We start from the raw sequence: 17,522 nt of genomic DNA on the forward strand, positions 1-17,522 counted from the left end.
AACGGTTCGCGGCTACGCCTGCATCGCCAGCAAGCATCGAGGTGTCAGATGGAAGACCGCATTCGTATCCGCTCGGAGGAGGTTCTCTCCGATGACTGGGCGGTCCTGAAGAAGACCGTGCTCGACTACCGCCGGCGTGACGGACAATGGGAAACGCAGATTCGCCAGACCTATGATCGCGGCGACGGCGCGGTGATCCTGCCCTATGACCCCCAGCGTTCGACCGTGCTTCTGGTGCGCCAGTTCCGCTATCCCGCTTATGTCACCGGCCACCGTGAACCGCTGATCGAGGCCTGTGCCGGGCTGCTGGACGAAAACGATCCGGAAACCGCCATCCGCAAGGAAGCCGAGGAAGAACTGGGTTACAGGTTGAACAAGATCGAGCGGCTGTTTTCGCCCTATATGAGCCCGGGCAGCGTCACCGAGCGGCTCTGGTTCTTCGTCGCGCGATATTCGCCCGCCGACCGCATCTCGGCCGGTGGCGGCGCTCCGGAGGAGGGCGAGGACATCGAGGTCCTGGAAATGCCGCTTGACGAAGCGCTGGCCGGCATCGCCGACGGCCGCATCGTCGATGCCAAGACCATCATCCTGATCCAGCATCTGAAGCTGAACCCGATGGCGGGTTGATCAACACATGTCGCGCGAAAGTGACCTCGGTTTTGCGACAACGACATGAACGACATGCATCAGGCAACAGCCAAAGCGCGGCGCATAAATCCGTCTATGGGACGCGCTTGACAGTCCGAGGGATTTCAGTTCAGCCCGCATGATCCAACAGTCGGGTGGCGGCTGCGTCACGATGATGCTCGGAATTAACGCGGTCGATGCCTTCAACGGTGATGGCGAACGTCCCGTTTTCTGTTCGTGCTATCCAGCCCTTCGCTTTCAGATACCAGAGGTGAAACTCAAGGTGCTCACGCGGACAGCCTGACATTCGTTCGAGTTCTTCGTCGCCGATGCCAGCATGGTTAACGTCTTGTCGGCGTTTTACGTAAAGAAGTGAAAGCACCTTGGCTTGAACGACGGAATCTCGGTCGAGGCTCTTGGGGTTGCCCGCCTGATCGGTCAGCTCGGAGCGGAGGTTCAAATGGGCCTTGTACTGAATGTCGTACTGCGCACGCTTGACCGGATCCTTGAGCGTATTGTGAGCCTCCAGGATGTCGCTGAAGCGTGACTCGTTGCCGGTGACTTGATTGTCGGGATGGTAGCGCATGGCAAAATGACGAAAAATGCGTTCTATCGTTTCCGAATTCGCATTCGGACTGATCTCCAGCATCTCATAGAAGTCGATGAACATACCGGGCTTCCCGTGCTATGTATTTGGCTGTCCCGCCGCACTCATGGGGACCAGCCCGGCTATGACTGTAGAGTCGAATATTTCACTATATGCTAATATAAAGAACGTACAACGGACAAGACCGGAACTTAAGCGAAAACGTAAGACCTTTGCGTCCTGCACCGCAGACTTTGGTCTGATAGCATTTGCTCGTTGGAGGCAGCTCACCATGACCGAAAAACCTTCTGAACCGCCGATTGAGCGTCGAAGTCACTTAAGAGAGGTGGTTTTGAAAGATGCGTTCATAATCACGCAGGATGGCGAAATAGGCTGCGCGGTCAGAAACCAGCATGAGCACGGCGCCGAGTTGCGTGTCGCCGCGGGGGCAGAAGTGCCAGATAGCTTCCGGCTTCGCGTGCCGTTGGACGGTGCGACTTATCGGGCCGAGGTGCGGTGGAGAAAAGGCGAGAGACTGGGCATTCAAATCCGCGGCGCTTTCGCGCTGAAGGTGACATGATAAAGGAAGTCGGCGGTATTCAGGGTCACTCCTCCAGGGAGCGAAGTCCGATATTCATGCTGGTGCGGACGACCGGAATCCAACCCGCACGATCAGAGACCGAGAGATTTCAAGTCTAGTGCAAGGATGGTGCGGGCGGCGGGACTTGAACCCGCAAGCCTTTGAAGGCGAAGGATTTTAAGTCCGTTTTTTCCCACATTCTGCCTGGTGCGGGCGACGGGGGTCGAACCCGTAAGTCACTGAGGACGCAAGATTTTAAGTCTTGTGCGGTTACCAGTTTCGCCACGCCCGCTTCCGAGGCATGTGGGATTTTCACGCTTTTCCCACGTGAATTCCCACGCAATCTTGAAGTGAGAAAGCGTGATTACCTCATCCTGACGGAAACCGCCACCGCGCGAACGTCACCCTGTCACAGCGTCGCTTTGAGTGTCACAAAGCTCGATGACATAGTCGAGATTAATAAGGTCAAATGCTATCTTCTCGTCCAAAGTATCGTTTAGGCGATCTGCGGCAGCCTTGGTGAGGGGCAACCCGCCGACCATGGAACGGCCCGGTCCCCGCTTTAGCACACGTCTTGCTTCCTCGGTCGTTATCGGTAGCCGACGTGTCCAAACCACCGCTTCTGTCATTTTATCGAAGCAATCCAGATACCACCTGTAGCGGTTATAATCTGGGTTATCGAAATCGACGTGTGGATCGGCTTCTCGTCGCGTCATGCTGCAAGTATAGCGAGGCAATGCGAGAGCCTGCAATGGGTTGAAACCGGTAATTTAGGTCGGTTTGAAATCTAGGGCGCCCCAAATCGACGTTGCCTAGCTATGATGCCATGCGCGGCTTCGCGATGTTTCTCAAGCCACACCAACCGCTTAAAAAACGCTTTGCGCCCTTGACTGCTACCGCCGTTCTCATAGCCCCACAGAGCGTTGGCGATCTGAGCGTTCAGTTGCTCAAGACTAAGCGCCTCGATTTCTTCATCTGTAGTCGGAACCGGTGAGCGTTTTCCCATCAACAAGCCTCTACTCGTAAGGACGGCACTTGGGGGTTTTAAGTCCTTTGCGTATACCAGTTTCGCCACGCCCGCTGCGGGAAATCACCACGCGATTACCACGCGATTTGCCACAGGTCTAGGTAAGGCTACGCATTAGATTTCTAGTCGCCCTGCGCCTTTTGCCTTCTGGCTCCAGGAACTTCACCACGTCAGCCGGATCACTAGGAGCCACCCTGGCGTAGCGGATAGCGGTCAGGCCTGTTGCGGCGGCGCTTGAGAACCACTTGACCCGTTTGGTGAGGGGCATTGCAAACGGGGTTGTTGGCCCCGCTCGCCCAGATGATCAACTCTTGAGGGTCGGCGTGAACCAGTCCCGGAGAGAGTTGACGATCCCGGAGGGCCGGGGCTCCCGTATCGATTATCCTTTAATGATTTCAACGGTGTGCAGTTTATTCGCCCAACTGCGGGTTGTGGTCTGAGTGGCCATCGTCCATGTTCGGGGAATTGCGCCATCGTCGATGGCCGATGCAATCCAATGACAAAATCAACCAAACAGGAGGTAGATCGGGTGTCCGACACCACGAATATTTTTGAACAGTCCCCAGATTTCGACACGTTCGGAGGGCGTCTTTCGAGGGCTCGTGATGCGAGCGGCCTGAGTGTCAAAGAGCTTGCATGGCAACTAAGTGTCAATATGTCGACAATCAATGCTTGGGAGAGCGATCGTTCGCAACCAAGTTCACACCGTCTGTTCAATATAACCGGACTCCTCGGTGTAAGCCTATCGTGGCTGCTCCACGGCATCGGTAGCGGGCCTGCGGAAGACGACTTTGAAAGCCCAATAGACGCATTTTCGGAGCAGTTGGCCAGACTGAGGGCGCTGCATTCCGATACTGGACGACTCATTCGCCAAATGCAGCAGCAAATGGAAGGATAGCGGCACGCTAGAGGGTGCCTTCGCCAGTGTAGGGGGTGTGTAGAGGATTTTAGATCTCTCGCGTATACTGGGCCCTCCGTCCGCAGTTCAGCCCTTTTCAGACGCCGAGCACAGCCCGTTGGGTCGTGTTCTGCGGTGCCCGAACGCACACCCAGAGGAGGCGGCATAACGATACTGGCGCGATCACGGAATTATCCGCGCCGCCAGCATCGGTAAATATCTGCGCGGCGGACTTGATCCGCCATGGCCGGCGCCTCCCAGGCCCAACCCATTCCCCCGCCCACTGGGGACGCCGGCCGCCCCCCATCCGGCAAGATCGGTTCGCGCGCTGCTTGCTCGGCACCGATGCCGATGGAGACGGTCAGAACTTGTAGCTCAGGTTGATGCCGACGGTGTTCAGCTTCACGTCCTGATCGCGGGCGACGAAGCCGTTCGACCCGTCATAGTGCTCGGAGCTGAAATCATAATATCGATACTGCGCGCCGACGACGAACTTGTCGGTCAGCGCATAATCGACGCCGGCACCCAAGGTCCAACCGACGGTCGTGCTTGTGTCGGAGAAGGCGGTGCGCGCGTTTTGCGACGTCTCGACGCCGGCGAACGCTATGCCGCCTATACCGTAGACCAGCACGCGATCGATCGCGTATCCAGCCTTGGCGTTGACCGACCCAAACCACTTGATGTCCGTGCCAAGGACATTTCCAGGCCCACCGAGCTCCGCCGTGCCATCGATCGAGGAATAGTTGAGGTCGGCTTCGGCGCCGATCACCGCCTCGTCGAATTGCCACAGCCCGGCGATGTGGCCACCGATGAAGCCGCCGCCTGTGTCTGGCGACACGGAAAACGGTCCTCCGTCGATGCCTGATATATCGGAGCGGCCCCAGCCATATCCTGCCTGCAGGCCGGCATAGTAGCCGGTCCAGTCGAAGCCAGGCGCCGTCATCGGCACATCAATGGTCGCGTCGGCGGCGAAAGCCGGCACGGACAGAGCGGCAAGAAGACCGGCACTTGCGACCAACGGGCGATACATCGAACTCCCCAAACGAAGAGTCAAAGATCCTGGGTCGAAGCCTAACCTGATTTGCGGCAGAACGGAAATCGGATTTCTGCAACGGCCGTTCGCAGACTCGCGCAGATGTCTGGCGTGCGGCGGGTAGCGTCCTAGCGCGATTGCGGCGGTGCGCGCGCCGTGCGAAGCAGGCCGCCATCCATCGGAGGATTTTGGATGGGGTTCAGCAGGTCGAAGTTGACCTGAACTCCGAGTAATCCGGCAGCCTCCGGGTAAATCCATTCATCCTCGCTGGCCAAAACGCCGTCGGCTTGGCACAGTCGGGCAAACAGGAGTCTTTAATGGCCAGCAAGCCGACCGCCCGCGCGACGAAGCCCAAACCGTGGACCGAAATGGCGACCGATCTGGTCGATGTCGCGATGGGCCGCGAACCCGCCGATCTCGTCATCCGCAACGGGCGCTGGGTGAACGTCCATTCGGGCGAGATCATCGCGGGCACCGATATCGCCATATCAGGCGGACGATTCGCCTATTGCGGGCCGAATGCCAGCCACACCATAGGGCAGGGCACCAAGGTGGTCGACGCCGGTGGACGCTACCTCGTGCCCGGCCTTTGCGACGCGCACATGCATGTCGAGAGCGGCATGGTAACGGTTACCGAGTTCTGCCGCGCCGTCATCCCGCACGGAACCACGTCCATGTTCATCGATCCGCATGAGATCGCCAATGTGCTGGGTCTGCCGGGCGTGCGGCTGATGCATGACGAGGCCGTGGCCATGCCCATCAACGTGCATGTGCAGATGCCGTCCTGCGTACCTTCCGCGCCCGGGCTCGAACATGCCGGCGCCGAACTGACGGTCGCCGATGTCGCGGAGGCGATGACCTGGGGAAACATCATCGGACTTGGCGAGGTGATGAATTTCCCCGGTGTCGCGGCCAACGATCCCGTCATGTCGGGGGAGATCGCGGCGACGGTGAAGGCCGGCAAGACTGTCGGCGGCCACTATGCCTCGCGCGATCTCGGCCTGCCGTTCCATGGCTATGTCGCCGGCGGACCCGAGGACGACCACGAGGGCACGCGCGCCGAGGACGCCATTGCCCGCGTGCGCCAGGGCATGAAGGCGATGCTGCGGCTGGGGTCCGCCTGGTACGACGTTGCCTCGCAGATCAAGGCGGTGACGGAAAGCGGCATCGATCCGCGCAACTTCATCCTCTGCACGGACGACAGCCATTCCGGCACGCTGGTGCATGAGGGACACATGGATCGGGTGGTGCGGCACGCCATCAGCCAGGGTCTGAAGCCGGTGACCGCGATCCAGATGGCAACGCTCAACACCGCCCAGCATTTCAAGCTGGAACGCGAGATCGGTTCGATCGCGCCGGGGCGGTTGGCCGACCTGCTGATCGTCTCCGATCTCGCTCAGATGAGCATCGACGAGGTCTATGCGCGCGGCGTCAGGCTGGCCAAGGGCGGCAAGCTCGACATCGATATTGCGGCCTATGACTATCCGAAGACGGCGAAGAACACCGTCAAGCTCGGCAAGGCCCTCAAGGCCGGCGATTTCGACATCGCGGCCCCCAAAGGCGCCAACGAAGTGCGGGTGCGGGTGATCGGCGTCATCGAGAACCAGGCGCCCACGCGCGCGCTGGAGGCCGATCTGCCGGTCGAGGATGGGCTGGTCGCCATGGATCGCCGTAACGACATCTGCCAGATCGCGCTGGTCGAGCGGCACAGGGGCACGGGCGGCGTCACCAACGCCTTTGTCTCCGGTTTCGGATATATGGCCGACTGCGCCATGGCCTCCAGTGTGGCCCATGACGCCCATCACATCATCTGCGTTGGCACCAACAAGCAGGACATGGCGATGGCCGTGAACCGACTGGGGGAAGTCGGTGGCGGGGTCGTGCTGTTCTCCAAGGGCAAGGAACTGGCGTTGGTCGAAATGCCGATCGCCGGACTGATGTCGGACGAACGGGCCGAGATCGTCGCGGCCAAGGCTGAGAAACTCACGGAGGCAATGCGCAAGATGGGCTGCTCCTTGAACAACGCATACATGCAGCACTCGCTGCTGGCGCTGGTGGTCATTCCCGAACTCAGGATTTCCGATGTCGGGCTGATCGACGTGACGACGTTCCAGAAGGTCGATCTGTTCGTCTGAAGCCGGCCGTACACTCCTGGTTGCTTACCCGCCGGTGGCGATGGTCAGCACCTTGAACGGCGTCGTGATGATGACTTCGGCGGCGGAGCCGACGACCTTGCCCAAGCCTTGACCGAGATCGGCAAGCTGTGCCGGGTCTTCGTCCGCGGCGAGGCCCGCCGGCGTGCGCAGCCTGTCGCCGAGCAATTGCACCAGGAACGGGTTGTCGGCGAATTTGGCGTGGTTGAGGCCGCCGTCGCCGCCTTTCGTCTTGGTCAGGTCGACAACGGCCACGCCGTAGCTGGCGAGGTCGGCGGCGTTGCCATAGTCGCCGACACGCGGCTTGTCGCCGGAGATGAACGAAGACAATTTGAGAGCCCGGTCGTCGCCTGAAAGCAGCACGGCGAACGGCTTGTCGGGCTTGCCATAACGGATCATCTGCTTCTTGAACACGTCGACGTCGATGTCCGGGGAGGCAAGGATGACATAACCCAACTTGCCGCCGAGATCGCGGTCGCCGCTGATGGCGAGTTGGCGCAGCGCCTCCATCGTCAGCCAGGTCCCCATCGAATGGGCAATGATGTCGATGCTCTTGACCCGCGTCTTGGCGAGCATCCTGAGCGTTGCCTCGAGATCGTCACGGGCGGCGGTGGAACTGTCCTTGTCGTAGATATAGCCCGTCGTCTTGGCGCTCGACGCCCACGAGAACAGCACCGGCGTGCCCGGATATTTGGTGTCGTGGGCGATCTGTGTCAGCCGGTAGATGCCGTCGTCGAAACCATTGTTGAAGCCATGCACGAAAACCAGCGCACGATCGCCGCGCATGGCGATGTCGGCGCCGACCGCCTTGGCGAATTGCGGCGCGCCTGCGTAGAAGATGACATCCCTGGCCGTGAAATCCTTGGCCGGATTGCTGTTGGCCGACCCCTTGGCGCGCTCGATGTTGCCGACCTGATGGCTCTTCGGAACCGTGACATCGACCCGTGCGAAGCTGGTGGTCGGGGAACGGTCGCCGTCGAAGACCTGCCGTGGGTCCTTCTGCGCCTTCTGTCGGGTGGTGGCGACAAATATTTCATGGGTGGCCGCAATATCGGACGCCGGCACGATGACCGCCGTCCTGTTGAGCAGGTCATGCGTATTTCCGGCGCAGCCAGCGACCAGCAGCGCGAACGCGACGACACCGAGACTCTTCAAGCGCAAGGCCACGCGCCGGCTCCCGCATAGGGGACGTCAAACGCATGACGCCGCTCGCTATTTCGATAAAGCCAGAGATGTGCGCGGTCCAGTTGAAAGTGGCCAATCGTCCGGCGGTGATGAATCAGGCACGGCGAAACCGCGGCGCCGCACACCTACTGTCCAAGCAGGCTGATGCGGTCGGTCACGTCCCGGTCGCTGGCAAAGCCGTCATCCTCGCGCAGCCGTTGGCCGATCATCTTCACCAGGGTCGGATTGTCGGCGAATTTCGTGTGATTGAAGCTGTCGCTGCCTTTGACCTTGGACAGATCCACGACCGTCACGCCGTAGGAGGCAAGGTCCGCGGCATCCTTGTAGTCCCCGACACGCGGCCGCGAGCCGGCGATCAGGCCGGACAACCTCAACGCGCGGTCGTCATCCGACAACAGCAGGATAAACGGCTTGTCGGGCTTGCCATAGCGGCGCATCTGGCTCTTGAACACATCGACGTCGATATCGGGAGAGGCGAGCACCACATCGCCGAGCTTGCCGCCGAGATCGCGATCGCCGGTGATGGCGAGCTGTCGAAGCGTCTCCATCGTCACCCAGGTTCCCATCGAGTGGGCGACGATGTCTATGCGCCGCGCGCCGCTCTGCGCCAGCATGCGCAACGTCACTTCGAGCTGGTCGCGGGCGGCACTGGCGCTTTCCTTGTCATAGACATAGTCGGTCGTCTTGGCGCCCGAGGCCCACGAGAACAGCACGGGCGTTCCCGGATAGCCTGAATCATGGACGATCTGGGTCAAGCGGTAGACGGCATCGTCGAAGCCGGTGTTGTAGCCGTGGACGAAGACCATGACGCGGCCGCCGCGCGCCGCTATGTCGGCGCTGAGCGCGTTGGCGAATTTCGGCTGCGTGTCGTAGCCGACGACCTCGGAGGCCATGAAATACTTGGCGGGATCGTTCGATTTGCCGCGCGAGCGCCGCTCGATCTGGCCGGTCTTGTGATTGCCGGGAACGGTGACGTTGACACGCGCGTAGTTCAGCGTCGCAGAACGTTCGCCGTCGAAAACCTTGTTTGGATCGTCGGAGGGCTTGCGGGTCGTGGCAATGAAGATCGAGTGGTTGCCCGCGATCTCCGTCACCGGCACGGACATCACCGCGCTGCCGAGCAGTTCTTCGGTTTTGCGGCCGCCGCAGCCTGCCACCAGCAAGGCAAGCGCAAGAATGCAAATTGTCTTCAAAGGCACGTCCAGAAATTCCACTCAAGCCCAGTCAGGGGCTCGTCCACCCTCTGCGATATCTCTCCCCAGCAGGCGAAGTGCGGCGGAAGTAAGTCGTGCCCAGCCAAAATGCGGTCGGCGCCTGCCGACGGCCATGGCACTGTTGCGCGAAAGCCAAAGTGCCGGCGCGATGCCAAAGCATGAACAAACGTTCCCAAGTGCTTGCGAGCATTTCGGGAAGGTGCCGTTGCCGGTACCGGCCCGACCCGGCAATGGTCTTGCCGGGCCGGATGTGTAATAGGGTTGCCGTCTAACTCGCCCGCGGGCGATCCGGGATTGATGTCGCCATGACCAGCTTTTCCACGCGCGTTGCCACCGCCGCCTCCGCCATCCGCCAAATCTTCCCGGAGACACCGCTGCAGGAAAATGACTATTTGTCCAAAAAAACGGGCGCGCGGGTGCTGTTGAAGCGCGAGGATTTGAGTCCCGTGCGATCCTACAAGATCCGCGGCGCCTTCAACTTCTTCCGCAAGGCGCTTGGCGAAGGTAACCAGGCAGAGCTGTTTGTCTGTGCGTCCGCCGGCAACCATGCGCAGGGCTTTGCCTTTGTCTGCCGCCATTTCGGCAAGAAGGGCGTGGTCTTCATGCCAGTGACGACCCCGCAGCAGAAGATTGACAAGACCAGGCTGTTTGGCGGCGACTTCGTCGAGATCAGGCTGGTCGGCGATTTCTTCGACGATTGCTATCGCGCCGCCTTCGACTTCACCGAAAGCTCCGGTGCCCATATGGTGCCGCCCTTCGACCACAAGGACATTATCGAAGGCCAGGCGACGGTCGCCTATGAGATCGCGCACCAGATGTTGGGCGCGCGCATGCCCGACATCGTCATGCTGCCGGTTGGCGGTGGCGGTCTGGCTGCAGGGGTGACGCACTATTTCGCCGATCAGGGCCATGAGGCGCGGTTCGTCTTTTGCGAGCCGGCGGGCGCGCCGAGCCTTCACGACAGCCTCGCGGCCGGAAAGAGGCTGAAGCTCGCAAGGGTCGACAACTTCGTCGACGGCGCGGCGGTCGCCGAGATCGGCCGCGAACCGTTGCGCTATCTCAAGGAGTTTGCCGTCGACAGCGTGCGGCTGGTTCCGGAAAACCGGCTTTGCGCGACCATGATCGAGATGCTCAACGTCGAAGGCGTGGTCCTGGAGCCCGCCGGCGCGCTGGCGATCGATGCGCTGAAGGATTTTTCCAGGAAGGAGATCAGGGGCAAGACCATCGTTGCAGTGGTCTCTGGAGGCAATTTCGACTTCGAGCGGCTGCCGGACGTCAAGGAACGGGCGCTGCGCTTCGAAGGCCTGAAGAAATACTTCATCATCCGCTTTCCGCAGCGGCCGGGCGCGTTGCGCGACTTCCTCGAAATGCTGGGTCCGGATGACGACATCGCGCGCTTCGAATATCTGAAGAAATCGGCCCGCAATTTCGGCTCGGTCCTGATCGGCATCGAAACCAAGGACCGCCGCAATTTCGATTTGCTCAAGGCGAATTTCGAGGCCGAGGGCGTCCAGTATCAGGACATCACCGACAACGAGACATTGGCGGGTTTCATCATATGAGCGGAAAGATCTTCATCGCCCTGTTTTCCGGCATCAATGTCGGCGGCAATCGCATCGTCAAGATGGCGGAGTTGCGGTCATTCTTCGAGGATCTCGGCTTTTCCGATGTCTCCACCTATGTCCAGAGCGGCAATGCCGTGTTTCGGGCCGACAAGGGCGACGCCATCGCGCTGACCAAACAGATCGAGGCGGCTTTCGAGACCAAATGGGGTTTCCATTCGCGCATAATGGTGCGCGATTTAGGATGGTTCGAAAGACTGGTGCGTGAAAATCCCTATCCTGAAGCGGCCGCCGATCACACCAAGCTCCACGCCTACGCGCTGGAGCGTGAGCCGACCGCCGATGAGGTGGCGCGGCTGGCTGAAAAATGCACTGGTCCGGAACGGTTCGAAGTCAAGGGCGACGTGCTCTACCTCAGCGCCCCGGACGGGCTCGGCAAATCGGTGTTTGCTAATCTCATTGGACGCGTTCTGAAGGTGCCGGGCACGGCCCGCAATTGGCGCTCGGTGCTGGCGCTGCTGGAGATGGCGCGCAAGTCCAGCGGCGGCGAGTCCCGCGGCGGCAAGTCCGGTGCCGATTGATCCATGCGTATCGCCGGACAGGCGGCGACACGATGAGCGACCTACGCTGCCTCGGCGCGTTTCCAGTCGAAGACCAGTTCTTCTCGGAACGCAAAGCGCTTGATGTGGTCGGCAACGACGCTTTCGAGACGCTCGATCGAAGCGGATTCGTCGGTTGATACCGTGATGTGCAGCGCCTCGCCGTCTGCGTCCATGATCGTGCGGCCGAGTGAAAGGTCGATCGTGCCGTGGTTGGGGTCGAACTCGACAGGAAACTTGTGCGCCCAATGTTTGCACAGCTGTTGCAGGTAGCGGCTAGCGTGCGCCGTGGTGACATCGGCATGGCTGGTTGGCATGAAGGGGTCTCCGAAGCTGAATCTCACGATGTGGCGCCGCTCTTCAGAGCAGGCGCCATAGCCGGATAGATGGGCGCAACCACGCGAAACACCACGGAGTGGCTGTCGACCAATCGAAAAGGTGATCGATTACCAGCTTCCGGTATTCGCCATCGACGCCCACGGTTCGGCCTTTGCCTTGGCCGGGCCTTTCTGCAGAAGCTCGATGGAGATGCCGTCCGGCGACCTGACAAAGGCCATGTTGCCGTCGCGCGGCGGCCGGTTGATGATGACGCCATTGTCCATCAGATGCTGGCAGGTTGCATAGATGTCGTCGACCTCATAGGCGAGGTGGCCGAAGTTGCGTCCGCCCTTGTAGTCTTCCGGGTCCCAATTGTAGGTGAGCTCGACCAGGGGGGCCTTCTCGTTGATGCCGCTCTGCTCATCCTCGGACGCCGCCAGGAAGATCAGCGTGAAGCGGCCCTGCTCGTTTTCATAGCGGCGAACTTCCTTCAGCCCGAGCTTGTTGCAGTAGAAATCGAGCGAGGCGTCGACATCGGCGATGCGGACCATGGTGTGCAGATAGCGCATGTGTTTTCCTCGACCTGTTGGGTTGCGGCGCAACATAGGGTCGGACCGGTCAAAGGGCAATCGTGCGGCGGCAGGCAGTGCCGGCAAAGAACAAATTCGGTATTCCCGCAATGAACCGTGAAAAAAGGCACGTCAGGTCTTGCACACCCCGGAAGCCGCAGTGTTAATCTGGTGTCAAGAATCAGTTGCGGTGTTCAAAAAAAAAAGGGGGCATTCTTATGGGGGAAAAGGCCTCTTTGACGGGGCGGGCCGGAACCCTTGCCGACGCCTTCACGCGAGACGAAGGCGGCGATGCCGCCGATCTGACCGAAATTGCCGGCGCCATCAAGTGGTTCGATGTGGCCAAGGGCTATGGCTTCATCCTTCCGGATGACGGTGTTTCGGGCGATATCCTCCTCCATGTGACTTGTCTTCGACGCGACGGCTTCCAGACAGCCTTGGAAGGCGCGCGCGTGGTTTGTCTGGTGAAGCAGGGCGAGCGCGGGCTGCAGGCGTTCCGTGTGCTTTCCATGGATGTCACCACGGCCGTCCATCCCGCGGAAATGCAGGAACAGCGCACCCATGTCTCGGTGACGCCTGAAAGCGGGCTCGAACGCGCCCTGGTCAAATGGTTCAACCGCACAAAAGGGTTTGGCTTCCTGACACGCGGCGAGGGCACCGAGGACATTTTCGTCCATATGGAGACCTTGCGGCGCTACGGCATCACCGAGCTTCGGCTTGGGCAGGTCGTGCTTGTCCGTTTCGGTCGCGGTGACAAAGGCCTTATGGCCGCCGAAATTCACCCCGATATGGGCACCTTGCCGGTCTCGCACTAGAGCATGATGCCGAAAAGTGTGAAGCGGTTTTCGGATGACATCATGCTCTATCTCTTTGATTTAGAGACGGATTCAGATTTCAGGTCGACTCGACCTGAAATCATCCGGCTCTAGGGCGATCCGGCCGAGGGTTTCATATGATTCACAAGAACGGGCTGACGGCTGGCGTGATGTGCATCGTGGCTGCCGCCATGATGGCCGCCGCCGCATTCTTCTATTTCCAGCTACCCAGCGCGGCCGATGGCCAGGCGATGATTCTGCCCGTCGATCCCGCGCCGCTGGTCGTTGTGACCAAAAACGGCAAACGCTCCTTCTCCATCGAGGTCGCCGACACCGAGGCGGAGCGTGAAGCCGGCCTGATGTTTCGCCAGGACATGGCCGCCAATCACGGCATGCTGTTCGTCTTCGACGAGACACGCGACGTCAATTTCTGGATGAAGAACACGCCGATGCCGCTCGATCTGATCTTCGTCGGCCAGGACGGCAGGATCCGTGCAATCAAGCAGGGCGAGCCGCAATCAGAGGCGATCGTCTCGCCGGGTGAGCCGGTCCGCTTCGTTCTGGAACTGAAGGCCGGCACTGCCGCCAGGAACGGCATCGCGGACGGAGATCTGCTGCGCCATCCAGCGATAGGCACGGCGTCCGGCCCTGGCATGCCGCCGGCCGACAAGGGCGCTTCTCCGAACGTCGATTCCGACTGAGCGACGAGGACCGCCTTTCAATGCAGTTTTTCTCCCATGACGGTTTCGATCTTGCCTTCCTCGACCGCCGGCCGGCATCGGGTGAGGGCGATCCGGTGCTGATGATCCATGGCTTCGCCTCGAGCCATAATGTCAACTGGGTATCGCCCGGCTGGTTCAAGACGCTCAACGATGCCGGCTATCGCGCCATAGCCTTCGACAATCGCGGCCACGGCTCTTCATCGAAGAGTTACGACGAAGCCGATTATACGCCCGTGAAAATGGCTTCGGACGCGGCAGCCCTGCTCGACCATCTCGGCATCGAGCGGGCTCACGTCATGGGCTACTCGATGGGCGCCCGCATCGCGGCTTTCCTGGCACTTTCCTATCCCGACAAGGTGGCGACGCTGGTCTTTGGCGGCCTCGGCATTGGCATGATCGACGGGGTCGGCGATTGGGATCCGATCGCCGCCGCCCTGCTTGCCGAGGATCCGGCCGCGACCAACCATCCGCGCGGCCGCTCTTTTCGCGCCTTCGCCGACCAGACCCGCAGCGACCGCCGCGCGCTTGCCGCCTGCATCGCCACGTCACGGGAATTGCTCGGTGAAGAGGATGTCGCCCGCATCGCCCAGCCGACGCTGATCGCGGTCGGTACCACCGACGACATAGGCGGTTCGCCGGACGAACTTGCGGCGCTGATGCCCAACGCCCGAGCCTTCCACATCGAGGGGCGCGACCATATGCTGGCCGTCGGCGACAAGACCTTCAAGCAGCGGGTGCTGGAGTTTTACGCCGAAAATTCGCTCTGAGGCTCCGGTTTCCTGGGGACGAAGCGTCCCGGAGACCAACCTAGGTCAAGGCCTGCAGGGACCGCGCGATATTGTGTCTGGCCTGCGGTTCGAAGCGCTGCCGGAACTCCTGCGTATGAAAAATATGTGGTCGCGCAAGGAAGCTCTTCAGCACCGCGCCGCGTCCCGCACGCCACATCGGCTCTTCAACCCATCCATATTCACGGCGAACCGCTCGTTCATAGGCATCGAACGCAACCGGGTCGGCGCCCAGGATCGACAGATCCATGTCGAGGAACAGGCTGGCGTCGCGCGTCGCCGCGGCGTCCTCGAAGGGCGGCAACTGGTGCGTGGCGGTGGCGAGGATCATCGCGCTGATGCGCTCTAGGCGCGCGGCATCGATGCGGCCGCCGAGCTTTTGCTCGGCAAGGGCGGCACTTCGCGCCTCATTGTCCTTGGCCCTGCTGTCGTAGACGGCGTCGTGGAACCAGATCGCCGCTTCGACGGCTTCGGGGTCGTCTAGAAGCGTTCGATAGTCGCCCGCCAGCGCCAGCATTGCCGAGATGTGCGCAAGGCCGTGATAGCGGCGATCCTCGGCGGCATAGAGCGCCGAAAGCTCGGCTTTCAGGGCGTCGTCGATCAAGGGTTCGTTTTCCATGGCTGCTTGAATTCCTGCGAACCAAATCCATTTGACACAGCACTAAGGAAAATTGAGTTCAATCGTGCTATGATCTGGCTTATATGTGCGGCCCACAACAGACAGACTAGCAGGACGCAGGACGAGACGTCGATGAACAGCATCAGCATTTCCCGCCCCAGCGCGTTGCAGCCGGTCGATCCGATCTGGCGTTCGATCCGCGACGAAGCGATGGAAGCGGTCAACCGCGACCCGCTGCTGGCCGCGTTCCTCTATTCGACGATCCTCAACCAGGAGAGCCTGGAAGAGGCGGTGATCCACAGGATCGCGGAGCGGCTCGCCCACCAGGACATCGGTTCCGATCTCATCCGCCAGACCTTCAAGTCGATGCTGGCCGACGACAAGGACTGGCCGACCACGGTGCGCGTCGACATCCAGGCCTATTATGACCGGGATCCGGCCTGCGACCGGTTCATCATGCCAGTGCTCTATTTCAAGGGCTTCCACGCCATCCAGACCCATCGGCTGGCGCACTGGCTGTGGAACCAGGGCCGCAAGGATTTCGCGCTCTACCTGCAGAGCCGTTCGTCCTCGGTCTTCCAGACCGACATCAATCCGGCCGCTCGCATCGGCAAGGGCATCTTCATCGACCACGCCACCGGCCTCGTCGTCGGCGAGACGGCGGTCATCGAGGACGACGTGTCGATCCTGCACGGCGTGACGCTGGGCGGCACCGGCAAGGCCGGCGGCGACCGCCATCCCAAGATCCGCCGTGGCGTGCTGATTGGCGCCGGCGCCAAGATTCTCGGCAACATCGAAGTCGGCCATTGCTCCAAGATCGCCGCCGGATCGGTGGTGCTGTCACCCGTGCCGCACAACAAGACGGTCGCCGGCGTGCCGGCCCGCGTGGTTGGTGAGACCGGTTGCGACCAGCCCTCGCGCCAGATGGACCAGCTTCTGCCGTCGCAGAAGATGGACCACGTGGTCAGTTTCGATATCTGATTTGCCGGCAGTGCCACGGCATGTTGCGATTTGCCCGGCGGCGCTGCTGCTTCCGGTGCAATAAGACCGGCTTGCCTTTACATCGCCATTGTCGACGTGCCAGAAGCGCCGTTCAAACGAGCAAGCCCGATGATCGGAGAAGACTGTTGAAGCCGGACGAAATCAGAAAGCTGGACGCCTATTTCAAGCGCGTCTTCCAGAACCCCAAGCTTGAAGTCAAGGCACGGCCACGCAAGGAAGATTCGGCCGAAGTCTATGTCGGTGACGAATTCCTCGGTATCGTCTTCAAGGATGAGGATGACGGCGACTATAATTTCTCGATGGCGATCCTGGACATCGACCTGGCCTGAGCCCGCAATGCCAAGGCCGGCCGCGTCGAGCGCGGCCGGCCTTGGCCTGTCAACGTCCGGTCTTGAGGATTAGCCTCGCCTCTGCCGTGATCGCCGCGTCGAGCGTCTGCCAGTCGCCAAGGAATTCCCTGGGAAAGCGATAGGTAAGGCTGAGATCATCCCCGACATGGATGTCCCGCTCGCAAGGAGCCAGCGATTCGCCGCCGCTCGGCCCGCTGAGGCAGCGGGCCACGAAGGGGTCCTTGCCTCCGCGCTTGCCGACGACCAGCACCTCGTTCAGGTAGCCTGATTTGTCATTGAATCCGTAGACCGTCGTGCCGCCGGGGCCCGGAATGCCGGGCTGGACGATCAGCGCGCTGTAGATCGGCCCGAACCGGCCGCTCATGTCCCGCGACATCATCTGCTGCTCGAAGGACAGGAAGATGATGTTCCTGTTAGCCCCGGCATGGTTGAAATCATCGCGCGCCGCCTCGCTGTAGCCGTCCATCTGGGGATAGCGCAGGTAAAGGTCGAGGCGCGAGGCGATGCCGTTGCGCCGCGCCTGCTCGAACCGGATGAAATTGGCCGGCACGGCGATGACATTGTTGCCGATCACCACCTCACGCACGGTCGCGTCGTCGGTGTATCCGGCCATGGCAATCGAACGGCCGAACCATTTGCCACCAAGGCTGATGGCTATCGAGAGCAAGGCAAGTGCCGCGAACGCGTAGAACACCCGCCTCATCAGCATGGAATCGACCACGGTGAGTTCCGGGCCGTCGGCGATCGCTGCCTGCTTCATCTCGGTCCTCGTCCCGCCGCCCGTCCGCCATCCAGGTGTCCCTCGACGGCACACGTCGCACGGCACGGCTCTTGCTGCCGTCCTGAAACGACTGTGCGATTTCATGGTAAATGGAGAG

General features: G+C 60.9%; 19 protein-coding genes and 1 tRNA gene. 11 read left to right on the top strand and 9 right to left on the bottom strand.

Features of this window, described 5'->3' with window-relative positions:
- Positions 1-48: 48 nt before the first annotated feature.
- On the top strand, positions 49-627 hold the full coding sequence (locus LB556_RS00070) for an NUDIX domain-containing protein (RefSeq protein ID WP_224561965.1): 579 nt from the start codon (positions 49-51) through the stop codon (positions 625-627).
- A gap of 130 nt (positions 628-757) precedes the next feature.
- Here LB556_RS00070 and LB556_RS00075 read toward each other — a convergent pair whose 3' ends face one another.
- Positions 758-1,297 (bottom strand): J domain-containing protein, encoded by a 540-nt coding sequence (locus tag LB556_RS00075; RefSeq protein WP_224561974.1) that lies wholly within the window; start codon positions 1,295-1,297, stop codon positions 758-760.
- Positions 1,298-1,505: 208 nt separating this feature from the next.
- On the opposite strand from LB556_RS00075, the gene LB556_RS00080 reads away from it, so the two are divergent.
- Positions 1,506-1,793, top strand: a complete 288-nt coding sequence (locus LB556_RS00080) for a PilZ domain-containing protein (RefSeq protein ID WP_224561976.1) — start codon at positions 1,506-1,508, stop codon at positions 1,791-1,793.
- A gap of 205 nt (positions 1,794-1,998) precedes the next feature.
- Here LB556_RS00080 and LB556_RS00085 read toward each other — a convergent pair.
- Positions 1,999-2,085, bottom strand: a tRNA-Leu gene (locus LB556_RS00085).
- Between the two features lie 1,264 nt (positions 2,086-3,349).
- Here LB556_RS00085 and LB556_RS00090 point away from each other — a divergent pair.
- Complete coding sequence (locus LB556_RS00090; protein ID WP_224561978.1) at positions 3,350-3,718, top strand: helix-turn-helix domain-containing protein; 369 nt, start codon at positions 3,350-3,352, stop codon at positions 3,716-3,718.
- A 361-nt stretch (positions 3,719-4,079) separates the two neighbouring features.
- Here the strand turns inward: LB556_RS00090 and LB556_RS00095 are convergent, their stop codons facing one another.
- Positions 4,080-4,748 carry an outer membrane protein gene (locus LB556_RS00095; RefSeq protein ID WP_224561980.1) on the bottom strand — a complete coding sequence of 223 codons (669 nt, stop codon included), beginning with the start codon at positions 4,746-4,748 and terminating at the stop codon, positions 4,080-4,082.
- A gap of 320 nt (positions 4,749-5,068) precedes the next feature.
- Between LB556_RS00095 and ade the strand changes: the two genes are divergently transcribed.
- A complete protein-coding gene (ade, locus tag LB556_RS00100) occupies positions 5,069-6,886 on the top strand; it encodes an adenine deaminase (RefSeq protein WP_224561982.1) in 1,818 nt (605 codons plus the stop codon).
- A 24-nt stretch (positions 6,887-6,910) separates the two neighbouring features.
- Here the strand turns inward: ade and LB556_RS00105 are convergent, their stop codons facing one another.
- Positions 6,911-8,071 (bottom strand): alpha/beta hydrolase, encoded by a 1,161-nt coding sequence (locus LB556_RS00105; protein ID WP_224561985.1) that lies wholly within the window; start codon positions 8,069-8,071, stop codon positions 6,911-6,913.
- 143 nt (positions 8,072-8,214) lie between these two features.
- Positions 8,215-9,288 (bottom strand): alpha/beta hydrolase, encoded by a 1,074-nt coding sequence (locus LB556_RS00110; protein ID WP_224561994.1) that lies wholly within the window; start codon positions 9,286-9,288, stop codon positions 8,215-8,217.
- Between the two features lie 320 nt (positions 9,289-9,608).
- Here LB556_RS00110 and ilvA point away from each other — a divergent pair, with 320 nt between their 5' ends.
- Together ilvA and LB556_RS00120 are read left to right on the top strand one after the other, a co-directional pair.
- Positions 9,609-10,865 (top strand): threonine ammonia-lyase IlvA, encoded by a 1,257-nt coding sequence (ilvA, locus tag LB556_RS00115; RefSeq protein ID WP_224561996.1) that lies wholly within the window; start codon positions 9,609-9,611, stop codon positions 10,863-10,865.
- Positions 10,862-11,446, top strand: a complete 585-nt coding sequence (locus LB556_RS00120; RefSeq protein WP_224561998.1) for a DUF1697 domain-containing protein — start codon at positions 10,862-10,864, stop codon at positions 11,444-11,446. Before ilvA ends, LB556_RS00120 begins: the two co-directional genes overlap by 4 nt.
- Positions 11,447-11,487: 41 nt before the next feature.
- On the opposite strand, the gene LB556_RS00125 is transcribed toward LB556_RS00120, so the two are convergent.
- A complete protein-coding gene (locus LB556_RS00125; protein ID WP_224561999.1) occupies positions 11,488-11,781 on the bottom strand; it encodes a DUF2218 domain-containing protein in 294 nt (97 codons plus the stop codon).
- 129 nt (positions 11,782-11,910) lie between these two features.
- Positions 11,911-12,351, bottom strand: a complete 441-nt coding sequence (locus tag LB556_RS00130) for a VOC family protein (protein WP_224562002.1) — start codon at positions 12,349-12,351, stop codon at positions 11,911-11,913.
- 218 nt (positions 12,352-12,569) lie between these two features.
- On the opposite strand from LB556_RS00130, the gene LB556_RS00135 reads away from it, so the two are divergent.
- The 3 genes from LB556_RS00135 to LB556_RS00145 all read left to right on the top strand — a co-directional run bounded on the left by LB556_RS00135 (position 12,570) and on the right by LB556_RS00145 (position 14,655).
- A complete protein-coding gene (locus LB556_RS00135; protein WP_224562004.1) occupies positions 12,570-13,166 on the top strand; it encodes a cold-shock protein in 597 nt (198 codons plus the stop codon).
- Positions 13,167-13,303: 137 nt separating this feature from the next.
- Complete coding sequence (locus LB556_RS00140) at positions 13,304-13,867, top strand: DUF192 domain-containing protein (RefSeq protein ID WP_224562006.1); 564 nt, start codon at positions 13,304-13,306, stop codon at positions 13,865-13,867.
- A gap of 20 nt (positions 13,868-13,887) precedes the next feature.
- Positions 13,888-14,655 carry an alpha/beta fold hydrolase gene (locus LB556_RS00145; protein ID WP_224562008.1) on the top strand — a complete coding sequence of 256 codons (768 nt, stop codon included), beginning with the start codon at positions 13,888-13,890 and terminating at the stop codon, positions 14,653-14,655.
- Between the two features lie 40 nt (positions 14,656-14,695).
- Here LB556_RS00145 and LB556_RS00150 read toward each other — a convergent pair whose 3' ends face one another.
- Positions 14,696-15,292 (bottom strand): hypothetical protein, encoded by a 597-nt coding sequence (locus LB556_RS00150; RefSeq protein WP_224562009.1) that lies wholly within the window; start codon positions 15,290-15,292, stop codon positions 14,696-14,698.
- Positions 15,293-15,424: 132 nt separating this feature from the next.
- Between LB556_RS00150 and cysE the strand changes: the two genes are divergently transcribed.
- Positions 15,425-16,273, top strand: coding sequence for a serine O-acetyltransferase (cysE, locus tag LB556_RS00155; protein WP_224562010.1), 849 nt, complete (start codon positions 15,425-15,427; stop codon positions 16,271-16,273).
- A 146-nt stretch (positions 16,274-16,419) separates the two neighbouring features.
- Entirely contained in the window at positions 16,420-16,623 is a 204-nt protein-coding gene (locus tag LB556_RS00160) for a DUF3126 family protein (RefSeq protein ID WP_006200852.1), read from the top strand.
- A gap of 49 nt (positions 16,624-16,672) precedes the next feature.
- Here the strand turns inward: LB556_RS00160 and LB556_RS00165 are convergent, their stop codons facing one another.
- Positions 16,673-17,404, bottom strand: a complete 732-nt coding sequence (locus tag LB556_RS00165; RefSeq protein WP_224562011.1) for a hypothetical protein — start codon at positions 17,402-17,404, stop codon at positions 16,673-16,675.
- Positions 17,405-17,522: the final 118 nt, after the last annotated feature.

Source organism: Mesorhizobium sp. ES1-4 (genome assembly GCF_020164745.1).
Classification (GTDB): Bacteria; Pseudomonadota; Alphaproteobacteria; order Rhizobiales; family Rhizobiaceae; genus Mesorhizobium.